The sequence below is a fragment of the Radicibacter daui genome (assembly GCA_030657355.1).
GTDB classification, from domain to species: domain Bacteria; phylum Pseudomonadota; class Alphaproteobacteria; order Radicibacterales; family Radicibacteraceae; genus Radicibacter; species Radicibacter daui.
Genome location: CP131057.1, coordinates 57,164 through 68,863, shown reverse-complemented (window position 1 = coordinate 68,863; position 11,700 = coordinate 57,164). Strand labels below are relative to the sequence as shown.

The 11,700-nt window shown below is 62.1% G+C and carries 7 protein-coding genes; 4 read left to right on the top strand and 3 right to left on the bottom strand.

The window, feature by feature from the left end:
• The first annotated feature begins 103 nt into the window (after positions 1-103).
• Positions 104-370, top strand: a complete 267-nt coding sequence (locus QTL98_RS20145; protein WP_445682614.1) for a hypothetical protein — start codon at positions 104-106, stop codon at positions 368-370.
• Here QTL98_RS20145 and QTL98_RS20140 read toward each other — a convergent pair.
• From QTL98_RS20140 to QTL98_RS20130, 3 genes are all read right to left on the bottom strand, one after another.
• A complete protein-coding gene (locus tag QTL98_RS20140) occupies positions 356-1,288 on the bottom strand; it encodes a 2-hydroxyacid dehydrogenase (RefSeq protein WP_445682613.1) in 933 nt (310 codons plus the stop codon). The two genes, QTL98_RS20145 and QTL98_RS20140, sit on opposite strands and share 15 nt — an antisense overlap.
• A gap of 162 nt (positions 1,289-1,450) precedes the next feature.
• Positions 1,451-3,643, bottom strand: a complete 2,193-nt coding sequence (locus tag QTL98_RS20135) for a flagellin N-terminal helical domain-containing protein (protein ID WP_445682612.1) — start codon at positions 3,641-3,643, stop codon at positions 1,451-1,453.
• A 245-nt stretch (positions 3,644-3,888) separates the two neighbouring features.
• Positions 3,889-4,278 (bottom strand): tetratricopeptide repeat protein, encoded by a 390-nt coding sequence (locus QTL98_RS20130; RefSeq protein ID WP_445682611.1) that lies wholly within the window; start codon positions 4,276-4,278, stop codon positions 3,889-3,891.
• Positions 4,279-4,476: 198 nt separating this feature from the next.
• Between QTL98_RS20130 and QTL98_RS20125 the strand changes: the two genes are divergently transcribed.
• The 3 genes from QTL98_RS20125 to QTL98_RS20115 all read left to right on the top strand — a co-directional run bounded on the left by QTL98_RS20125 (position 4,477) and on the right by QTL98_RS20115 (position 11,594).
• Positions 4,477-6,864, top strand: coding sequence for a tetratricopeptide repeat protein (locus QTL98_RS20125; protein WP_445682610.1), 2,388 nt, complete (start codon positions 4,477-4,479; stop codon positions 6,862-6,864).
• A gap of 61 nt (positions 6,865-6,925) precedes the next feature.
• A complete protein-coding gene (locus QTL98_RS20120) occupies positions 6,926-9,109 on the top strand; it encodes a flagellin N-terminal helical domain-containing protein (RefSeq protein ID WP_445682609.1) in 2,184 nt (727 codons plus the stop codon).
• A 301-nt stretch (positions 9,110-9,410) separates the two neighbouring features.
• On the top strand, positions 9,411-11,594 hold the full coding sequence (locus tag QTL98_RS20115) for a flagellin N-terminal helical domain-containing protein (protein ID WP_445682608.1): 2,184 nt from the start codon (positions 9,411-9,413) through the stop codon (positions 11,592-11,594).
• Positions 11,595-11,700 lie beyond the last annotated feature (106 nt).

Below are 11,700 nucleotides of genomic sequence, written 5' to 3'. Positions count from 1 at the left end.
CTGGGTCGACGCGGCAGCGCGGGAAGAACTGCAACGCACCGGCTACAGCCTTGAGACCTCACAGGACAGGAATACTCCGCAGCTTGTCATCCGGATCGATAGGATGGACGTCACCCCCTGCAGCTGGGTTGCCACCCGGTTTCTCACCAGCCATGCGCGGGTTGTCCTGACAGTAACGCTGAGCGGACCGGACGATGCCCCGCGCTACCGGCGCAGCCTCGAAGGGGCCGATGATCTTCCTCCCGGCGTCCACGACGCCGCCCGGCTTGCCATCGGCAACGCCGCCGCGCAGGCCCTGCATTTCGTTACACGGGATGCCGCTTTTACCGCGGCGGTGGCGGGTTTGCGGGAGAGCTCAATAACCCCGTGACCAGTCGACCAGGCCGGCAGGAGCCTCCCCGGCCTCCATGCGGCGCACATTCTCCGCAATCTGTCTGGCCGCAGGACCGATGCGGGTCTGGGCGGCGACATGCGGCGTGATGGTAATTCGCGGATGGCCCCAGAACGGGTGTCCATCCGGCAAGGGTTCGACGGCAAAGACATCCAGCGTGGCGCGGCCAACCCGGCCGCCTTCCAGAGCCGCCAGCAGCGCATCCTCATCAATGAGGCTGCCCCGACCGAGATTGACGAGGCTTACCCCCGGTTTAAGAAGGGCGAGACGGCGCGCATCCAGCAGATGCTTCGTATCCGGCGTCGAGGGCAGCAGGGCGATGACGACATCGGCCTCAGGCAGCGCCGCGTCGAGGCCTTCCGGGCCCTTTTTCATGCTGATTTCGGCAGGCCCCCGGCCGCTGCGGCTCCAACCGGTCACGGCGAAGCCGTAGGCCGCCAGTGCAGACGCAACAGCGCCTCCCAGCTCACCGGTTCCCAGCACCAGAATGGCAAGGTCAGCGCGATCCTTCACCGCGAGCGGCTGCCAGCGGCCTTGCCGGCTGTCATCTTCATAGGCGTCGATATCGCGCAGCTGCCGGAGCGCCGCGAACATCGAATAATCCACCATCTGCACGGCCATGCCGGCGTCAAGCAGCCGCACGACGGGCACCGTAATTCCGGCAAAGGCGCTGGTGGCCAGATGGTCGACGCCCGCAGCGGCAGAGAAGATGGCCTTGAGGCCACGGATCTTTCCAAGGGCTTCAGGCGGCACGCCCCACACGATGGCGTAGTCAGCCGCCGCACCTGCCGGCACGCCGGCCAGATCGAGCAATTCAGCGCCGGGCAGAAGGGCGGCGAGCGCCTGCTGCCAGTCGGCGAACAGCCCGGCGTCCTTGTTGTGAAATACGATCCGCATGATGCCGCAGCCTTCCCCGTCGAGCCCTTGTCTTGCGGGACACACACGAGCGGGCGGCGAGCTGATTGTCAACCACCCCAAAAAGCAACCGGCGCCGGGTTTCCCCGGCGCCGGTGATCAGACCTTGTTCGGCCCTAACCAGGGTCTGATGCCAGACCCGGCTTAGCCGCCGATGAGACGCAGCAGCTGCTGCGGCATCTGGTTGGCCTGGGCCAGCATGGAAACGCCGGCCTGCATCAGGGTCTGGTTCTTGGTGAACTCGATCATCTCCGATGCCATGTCGACATCGTAGAAGGTGCCGCGGGCGGCGGACGAGTTCTCCACCTGGGTCGAGATGTTGGACTGGATGAATTCGAAGCGGCTCTGCTGGGCACCGATATTGGCAAGGCCGGTGTTAACGGCGTTGATTGCCAGATCGATCGCCTTGCTGGCGGCACGGGCGTCTACATCGGTGTTGATGTTGATACCGGTGAGGCCGAGCGCATCGGTCGTCGCAGCGGTCATGTTGATGGTGAGATCGTCGCCGGGGATTTCCGAGACCTGGAAGTTGAACTTCTGGCCGGTGCCCTCGGAGACCTTGAAGACCATCTGCGTCATCGACTGATCCCAGTCGAAGTTGTTGCCGTCGCCGCCAAGGCTGACCGTCACGCCATTGGCGAACTGGATGGTCTGCTCGGCATTGTCGGTGGCCTGAACGTTGTAGACCGTGACGCCGTCCGTCAGCTTGAAGGTCTTGGTGTCGGCGTCGTAGGACAGGGCATAAGTGCCGGGCGCGGTGGCCGAGCCGGACTTGATGGTCGTGTCCACGCCCATCGTCATGCCGTTGAAGTCGTCATTGTTGGCCGAACCGGACTCGAAGCGGGCCGGATTGGCGCCCGAGGACGGGTCGAGGCCGAGCAGACGCTGCAGGCCAACCTGCAGTTCCGGCAGCGTATCGAGCGACGTACCGGCCGTGGAGCTCAGGTTCAGCGAGATGACGTTGCCCTGGTCCGTGGTGCTGATGAGGTTCAGCTGGCCATTGTTGGTGGCGGAGAAGCCCTTGGCCTGGAAGGTCTGGTTGCCGACGACGAGATTGACGTCGAAGGCCGAGCCATTCTTCGTGACCGTGACGCTCTGCGCCACACCGTCGATGAAGCCGGCGGTGTTGGTGGTGTTGATGGAGCCCGAGAAGCCGGCCGTCGCGGTGTTGAGGCCGTAGGCGGCTTCAGAGTTGCCGATGTTGAAAGTGGCGCCGCCCAGCAGCGTGTCGAGCGAGGTCTCGAACGAGGTCGCGGTGCTGAGCTGGGTGGAGGCGCTGGAGCCGAAATTGATCGCCAGGATGTTGCCGCTGTCGCGGGTGCTGGTGAGCTTCAGCACACCGCCGTCGGTGACGGTGACGGACGACGCACGGAAGGTTTCACCATCGATGACGGCCTGGACGGTGTAGTCGCTGGCGGAGCCGGTGACCGTGATGTCGGCGGCCGTGGTGGTGCCCTGCACGATGCCGCTGGAAGCGTCGAGGTTCAGTACCGAGGTCATGTTGAAGCCGGATGCGCCGGTGGCGGCGGCATTCAGCGAAATGCTCTCGGCATAACCGATCTGCAGCGTCGAGTTCGACAGCAGGTTCTTGATCTCGGTCTGCATCTCGCTGTCGGTATCGATCGCGGTGACCGAGGAGGCGAGATCGAAAGCGATCTTGTTGCCGGTGTTGGTGGTGCTGGTCAGCACCAGCACGCCGCCGGCAGTCACTTCGCTGGAGCCCGAGAAGGTTTCGTCGCCGGCCACGAGGCTGATGACACCGTCCTCGACGGTGACATTCACCTGGCTGGCGGGGCCGAAGACATGCTGCACATAGCCGGAGGAGGCGGCAGAGTCGATGGCACCGGTGAAGCCTGCGGCCACGGAATTGAGGTTCGAGGCCGACTTGTTGTTGTGTGAATATTCGGTGTGACCCGAGCCGCCGGTCAGCAGCGACACGCCGTTGAAGCGGGTCTGCTCGGCAGTGCTGTCCACCTGATCCATCAGCAGGCCGAATTCCTGCTGGGCATAGGAGATTTCCGAGGCGCCCAGGGTACCGTTGACGACCTGGGTCGCCAGCACCTTCATGCGCTCGAGCATGTCATAGATGTTTCCAAGACCGCCGGCTGCCACCTGGAGCAGCGAGGCACCCTGCGAGGCGTTACGAGCAGCCTGCTGCAGGGAGGAGATGTTGGAACGCATCTTGTTGCTGATGGAGAGCGAAGCAGCGTCATCCGACGGCTTCACGATACGGGTACCCGACGACATACGGGAGATCGAGGCAGAGGCCGCGTCGCTCGATGTGTTCAGGTTGTGCTGTGCCCGCATTGCTGCGGTATTGGTCGTGGCCGAAAGCATAGGTCCGATCCTTTCCTTTCACGAAAGGGCCGCCGACACACGGCGGTCGTGAACTGGTTAGAGCCGAACCGATCAAAGCACGCAGCGTGCCAAGTGCTTTTTATATATGAAAATCAATATCTTATTTATAAATTAGGCAAAAATTACCCATCACCTCCAACGCAAGATGGAGCCGTGGCGACGGCAGGGAAATTTTTTCCACCCCCAGCCGCCACAGGCCCTTCTTTCAAGGAAAACTGCGGCTTTCAGCCAAGGTGCTGGAGCCCTGCCTTCGCCTCCGGCATGCCGGGGGAAAGCTCCAGTGCCTTGTTATACGCAGCACGCGCCTCTTCCAGGCGGCCCGCCCCGACAAGGGCGTTGCCGAAATTCAGCCGGAACATCGCCACGTGCGGTGCCTTGGCGACAGCCCGCTCGAGAAGCCGGGCAGCTTCCTGATGATCGCCCTTCTGATCCATCAGCACGCCAAGCAGATGGAGGGCATCGTGATTTTCAGGATCGAAAAGGAGGACAGTCCGGTATTCCTGCTCCGCCCGGGGCAGGTTGCCCATCCGGTGCTGTTCCAGCCCGTCCGCCAGCACCTGAGGTATCGAGCGCAGGGCCGAGATGCTGTGGGGCTGCTGATCGTCGGCGGACATACCGTTTCCTTCCTTGGAGAATTCTGCGCCGGCGTACCGGTCGGAGCGGACATAGCGAAGCCGCTCACTCTATGATAGGCCGGTAATGATAAATCACCGGCCGGTGTCTGCTTCATAATGGCATTGAATTCCGCAACCACCATAGAAGAGATGCGAAGACTGCTGCTGTCCTCGCTTCAGGCAGGTGATTTCCCGGGCGTGCGCTCTTTTTTTGCGAACCTGCCTGCAGAGCACAAGAGCGACGGGGAAATATTGCAGATTACGGCTATTGCCAGCGCCAGATCGGGCGCAACGGCAGACGCCATACAATTGCTGGCACAGGCCATCCAGCGACCGCACGCGAAACCGGAATATTATAGCAATCTCGCCTCGCTCCTGGCGGCAGCGGGGAATGAAGCTTCGCGGCGCAAGGTGCTTGAGGAGGGAGTAAGGAGGTTTCCCGGTGAGGAGAGCCTGCCCTCGGCACTGGCCGAACTGGGGCTCAGGGAAGGAAACGGGCCTGCTGCGGAAGGTCTGCTTGCCCGGCTCTCCAGAGAGCGTCAGATCGCCCTCATTGGCGCTATCGAAAGCCTCTATCGCCAGCAGGGCCGACGCGACGATGAAGAGAGGCTGCTGCGACGCGGGCTGGAGCTCGACCCGCTGAACCCCGGGTTTCTCAACAATCTCGGTGCCCTGCTGAACCAGACACGGCGAGCGGCAGAGGCCGTCCCCTTGTTGCGCAAGGCCGCCGAACTCGCCCCTTCCAGCGCCGTGATCCTCGACAATCTGGGGTCTGCCCTCATCGCGTCCGGCGACGCGCCGGCGGCCAGAGACGCCTTCGGCCAAGCCCTGACGATTGACCCCGCCTATGCCAGCGCCCACTACAATCTTGCCAATCTTCTGGCATCGACCGAAGAGATTGAAGCAGCGCTTGCCGGCTATGACCGTGCCATCGAACTGGCGCCGGGGCACCTTGAGGCCCTCAATAACAAGGGCAACCTGCTAAAGCGGCTGGGCCGCCTTCCAGAAGCATCGAGCTGCTTTCGCCAGTTGCTTGCCCTTGCCCCCGATCATGTCGCCGCCCAGGTCAACGCCGCTACATTGTTGCTCCAGCAAGGCGACTTGCCGGCCGCACAGCAGCTGCTTGAGAAAGCGATCGCCCGCGACGGCGCCAATGCCGTGGCGCTCAACAATCTGGGCCGGGTGCTGCAGCTGAGAGGGCAAACCAGCGCTGCGGTCGAAAAACTTGAGGCGGCGCTCGCCATTACCCCGGCCTATGCCGAGGCCCTGGCCAATCTTGCCAACTGTCTGACCGAGAGTGCACGGGCCGAGGAAGCCCTCTGTCTGCTGGAGAAGGCCGAAAGGCTGGATCCACAGAACGCGGCCATCGCCTCCAACCGCCTGTTCACCGGCAATTATGTCGATGGCCCCCCGCCCGAAGAGAGCCGCCGCCAGCATGAAGACTGGGGCCGGCGCTTCACCCTGCCCCTCGCCGCTCCGGCATCCCTCTCCCGGCGGGGAGACCGGCTGCGTCTGGGGTTCGTCTCTCCGGACCTGCGCTGGCATTCGGTATCTTTCTTTCTGGAACCCCTTCTTGAGGGAAAAACCGGTTTCGATGCCATTCTGTACGCCGAGCTTGCCCGTCCGGACGACAAGTCGGCCCGGCTGCGCAAACTGGCGGATGGCTGGCGCGACACGGTCGGTCGCCCGGCTGAAGTCATTGCCCGCACCGTGCGGGACGACGGTATCGATATCCTGATCGACCTTGCCGGCCACAGCGCCGACAACCGGCTTGATATCTTTGCGCTTAAACCCGCTCCGGCCCAGATCACCTGGCTCGGTTATCCAAACACGACCGGCCTTGGCACAATCGGCTGGCGTATCACCGATGCGATTGCCGACCCGCCGGGCTATGAGGCCCATGCTACGGAAAGCCTGATCCGGCTGCCGGACGGCTTTTTATGCTATCGCCCGCCCGAGGAGGCTCCGGTGCCGAAAGCCGCCGCCAGCCCGGATGCCCCCCTTACCTTTGGCAGCTTCAACAATATCGCCAAGCTGTCGGACCGCACGATCCGGCTGTGGAGCGCCGTGCTGCGCGCCGTGCCGGGTTCGCGTCTTGTGCTGAAGTCCCGTGCCCTTGCCGACCCACGAACGGGATCGGCGCTGCTGGCACGTTTCGCCAGCGAAGGTATCGATGCCGGCCGGCTTCATTTCCTCGGCTCTCGCAGCAGCGTGGCAGAGCATCTTGCTTCCTATGCCGGGATCGATATCGCCCTCGATACCGTGCCCTATAATGGGACGACCACGACCTTCGAAGCCCTGTGGATGGGGGTCCCCGTCGTCTGTCTTGCCGGTGACAGGCATGCCGCACGGGTGGGGGCGAGCATCCTTTCTCATCTGGATCTTGGCCAGCTGATTGCGCAGGATGCGGCTTCTTTCGTTAACATTTGCAATCGCTTATCCGAAAACAGGGCTCAGCTTTCCGGCTGGCGTCAAGGCCTGCGCCAAAAGCTTGAACAGAGCGCCTTTCTGAATTCGGAAAAATTTAGATCAAATTTTATTAAAAATCTTGTGCAACACACGGAGCCCGGATATAAGCCTCTATAAGCCGTGATGGCTCCCGTCTCAGGTACGAGACGCGTAATTCGCAAGAAGCGAGGTCACCGTCATGATTTCCGTTAGCACCAACACTGCCGCCCTGACTGCCAAGCGCAATCTGGACGTCAACAGCAACGCCTCTTCCTCCTCCATCGCCCGTATGTCCTCGGGCACCCGCATCACCAAGCCGATGGATGACGCTGCGTCGCTCTCCATCAGCAACAAGATGCGCTCGACGATCTCGTCGCTTGGCCAGGCAGCCCGCAACGCCTCACAGGGCGCGTCCCTGCTGCAGGTGGCCGCCGGCGGCCTTTCCAACATTTCCGACATGCTCGACCGCATGAAGGTGCTGGCGACCCAGGTCGTCAACGACACCCTCGGTGCTTCCGAAGTCTCCTACGCCCAGCAGGAATTCGGCCTGCTGATGGATCAGGTCGACAGCACCGCCAAGCAGACCCGTTTCAACGGCACCTCGCTGCTCACCGGCGGCTCGGGCCAGGTTGAATATTCGCACAACAACAAGTCCGCTTCCGGCCTCAACTCCGGTGCGGGCGGTTTTGCCGGCACGCTCAACTCCGCCGCTTCCTCGGGCTATGTCCAGCATGTGTTCGGCGCCGCCAACACTGTTGGTGCCGATGTCCAGGACGGTGTTGTTACCCTGGCCATCGATGGCGAGACCTTCACCGGTTCCTCCAACGTCCAGGCCAACGGCGTGCTCGTGCTCACCAGCACCACCGCCTCGGGTAACAAGATCGCTTTCGATGTCGGCTCCTCGGTTGCCAACATCGATACCGACAGCGAGATGGAAACGCAGATCAACAATCTGCTGCAAAACGCGACCATTCAGGTCGGTTATGCCGAAAGCATCTCCGGCGCCGGCACGACCTCCAGCGGCTTCAACACCACTTCACTCCTGAACCTCGACGCCTCCAGCGGCGTGGTCCAGGGCACCACCGCCGCCGCTGACATCACCGTTTCCGGCGCTGCCAGCGACTACACCGTCCAGGCTGTCATCGATGGTGAAACCTTCCGTGCTTCGTCCGTCACCGTCACCGACGGCGGCGTGCTGAAGCTCACCAGCACCCGCGACAGCGGCAACGTGCTGGCCATCAATTATGGTTCCAGTGCTTCTTCTACTCTCAGCACCGCAGGCTCCTTCCAGACCAACCTGCAGAACCTGCTGGGCGGCAGCACCTTCAATATCGGCAACTCCGAGACCGCCTTCGGCCTCAACACCGCCACGGCCGGTTTCTCGGGTTCCATTAACACCACCAACACCGCCGGCTTCATCGACGGCGTGGCGAGCGGTGTCACGGTCACGAAGAATGGCTCCGCCTTCGACGTTAACCTCGTCGTCGGCAACCAGACCTTCCAGGCCAAGGGCTTCTCCGCCACCAACAATGGCCAGCTGAACCTCATCAGCACCACCGATGCTGACAACGTCATCTCGTTGAACCTCAGCTCGACGGCCAGCACCTCTCTCGACACCCTGCCGGAACTGCAGGTCGGCCTGCAGCGCCTGCTCGGTCTCGATCCCACCTCCGGTGCTAACCCGGCACGCTTCCAGTCCGCTTCCGCCAATAACGATGACTATAATGGCTTCGAAATGGGCGTGAACCAGACCATCAAGGCGTCCGCAACCACCCAGCCCGGCACCTATGCCCTGTCCTATGACGCCGACGACAAGACCTTCAAGCTGACGGACGGTGTCACCGTCCTCAAGGCGAAGCTCGAGAAGGATGGCGATCAGACGGTCCAGTTCTCCAATGGTCTGTCACTGACCCTCGGGTCCAGCGGCAACACCTTCGACTGGAGCAAGGACATGACCCAGATGGTGTTCAATGTCGGCGAAGGCAGCGGCCAGAACTTCGTGTTCCAGGTCTCTGAAATCGCGGGCGACGATCTCACCGTCAACATGACCGCCGCGACCGTCGATGCCCTCGGCCTTACCGGCATGAACATCAACACCAAGGATGATGCCCGCAAGGCCAGCATCGCCCTGGACAGCGCGCTCAACACCGTCAACACCGGGCTTGCCAACATCGGTGCCCAGCAGAGCCGGTTCGAGTTCATCCAGGCCAACATCTCGACCCAGGTGGAGAACTCCTCGGCAGCCCGCGGCACCTTCTATGATGTCGACATGGCTTCCGAAATGATCTCCTTCACCAAGTCCCAGACCCTGATGCAGGCCGGCGTCTCCATGCTGGCTCAGGCAAACCAGATGCCGCAGCAGCTGCTGCGTCTCATCGGCTAAGCCTGAAACAGCAAAGGGCTAAAACGAGGGCCCCGGCGAACAAAACGCCGGGGCCCTTTCTTTTCCAGAGGTATCCCGACCAGAACACCCTATCCTTTTGATCCAGTTCCTCATTTTGTGAACCCTGCCAGAACGGCAGCCAATTCAGACGTTTAGACCACGTCCCCGGCTCTGGCCCCCGCGCGCCCTGCGCGGCATTGTGCTTGCCTCTTGCCCGCCATTTCCTTAATATTACGGAAGCCAAGATGGCTCCCGCCTCAGGTATGAGGTGTGGAAATCGCAAGATGCGAGGACATTTGAAATGATTTCCGTCAGCACCAACACGGCTGCCCTGACTGCCAAGCGCAATCTGGACACCAACAGCAATTCCTCTTCCGCGTCCATCGCCCGCATGTCCTCGGGCACCCGCATCACCAAGCCGATGGATGACGCTGCGTCGCTCTCCATCAGCAACAAGATGCGCTCGACGATCTCGTCGCTCGGACAAGCCTCCCGTAACGCCTCCCAGGGTTCGTCCCTGCTGCAGGTGGCCGCTGGCGGTCTCTCCAACATCTCCGACATGCTCGACCGCATGAAAGTGCTGGCGACCCAGGTCGTCAACGACACCCTCGGTGCTTCCGAAGTCTCCTACGCCCAGCAGGAATTCGGTCTGCTCCTGAACCAGGTCGACAGCACCGCCAAGCAGACCCGTTTCAACGGCACCTCGCTGCTCACCGGCGGCTCGGGCCAGGTTGAATATGCCAACAACAACAAGTCTGCTACCGGCCTCAACTCCGGTGCGGGCGGCTTTGCCGGCACGCTCAACTCCGCTGCTTCCTCGGGTTATGTCCAGCATGTGTTTGGCGCCGCCAACACCGTTGGCGCCGATGTGACGAACGGCGTTGTGACCCTGGCCATCGACGGCGAAACCTTCACCGGTTCCTCCGAGGTCCAGGCCAACGGCGTGCTCGTGCTCACCAGCAGCACCAACTCCGGCAACAAGATCGCTTTCGATGTCGGCTCCTCGGTTGCCAACATCGATACCGACAGCGAGATGGAAACGCAGATCAACAATCTGCTGCAGAACTCCACCCTCCAGGTCGGTTATGCCGAAAGCATCTCCAGCGCCGGCACGACCTCCAGCGGCTTCAACACCACTTCGCTCCTGAACCTCGACGCCTCCAGTGGCGTGGTCCAGGGCACCACCGCCGCCGCTAATATCACCGTCAATGGCTCCGCCAGCGACTACACCGTCCAGGCCGTGATCGATGGTGAAACCTTCCGTGCTTCGTCCGTCACCGTCACCGACGGCGGCGTGCTGAAGCTCACCAGCACCCGCGACAGCGGCAACGTGCTGGCCATCAACTATGGCTCCACCGCTTCCTCTACCCTCAGCACGGCTGGTTCCTTCCAGACCAACCTGCAGAACCTGCTCGGTGGCGCCACCTTCAATATCGGCAACTCCGAATCCGCCTTCGGTCTCAACACCGCCACGGCCGGCTTCTCGGGTTCCATCAACACCACCAACACTGCCGGCTTCATCGACGGCGTGGCGAGCGGTGTCACGGTCACGAAGAACGGCTCCGCCTTCGACGTTTCTCTCGTCGTCGGCAGCCAGACCTTCCAGGCCAAGGGCTTCTCCGCCACCAACAACGGCCAGCTGAACCTCATCAGCACCACGGATGCTGACAACGTCATCTCGTTGAACCTCAGCTCGACGGCCAGCACCTCTCTCGACACCCTTCCGGAACTGCAGGTCGGCCTGCAGCGCCTGCTCGGTCTCGACCCCACCTCCGGTGCTAACCCGGCACGCTTCCAGTCCGCTTCCGCCAATAACGATGGCTATAATGGCTTCGAAATGGGCGTGAACCAGACCATCAAGGCGTCCGCGACCACCGAACCCGGCACTTATTCCCTGTCCTACAGCGCCGACGACAAGACCTTCAAGCTGACGGACGGTGTCACCGTTCTCAAGGCCAAGGTCAGCTCGGATGGCAATCAGACGGTTCAGTTCTCCAATGGTCTGTCCCTGACCCTCGGTTCGAATGGCAACACCTTCGACTCGAGCAAGGACATGACCCAGATGGTGTTCAATGTCGGCAAGGGCAGCGGCCAGAACTTCGTGTTCCAGGTCTCTGAAATCGCGGGCGACGATCTCACGGTCAACATGACCGCCGCGACCGTCGATGCCCTCGGCCTTACCGGTATGAACATCAACACCAAGGATGATGCCCGCAAGGCCAGCATCGCCCTGGACAGCGCTCTCAACACCGTCAACACCGGGCTTGCCAACATCGGCGCCCAGCAGAGCCGGTTCGAGTTCATCCAGGCCAACATCTCGACCCAGGTGGAGAACTCCTCGGCAGCCCGCGGCACCTTCTATGATGTCGACATGGCTTCCGAAATGATCTCCTTCACCAAGTCCCAGACCCTGATGCAGGCCGGCGTTTCCATGCTGGCCCAGGCCAACCAGATGCCGCAGCAGCTGCTGCGTCTCATCGGCTAAGCCTGACAACATCAGCTGACGAAACCCCGGATGCCGTCTCCTTCGGGAGGCGGCATCCGGGGCCGTCGGACCGGGCGCACAGCGCCTGAGCATCGCCGGCAAGCGG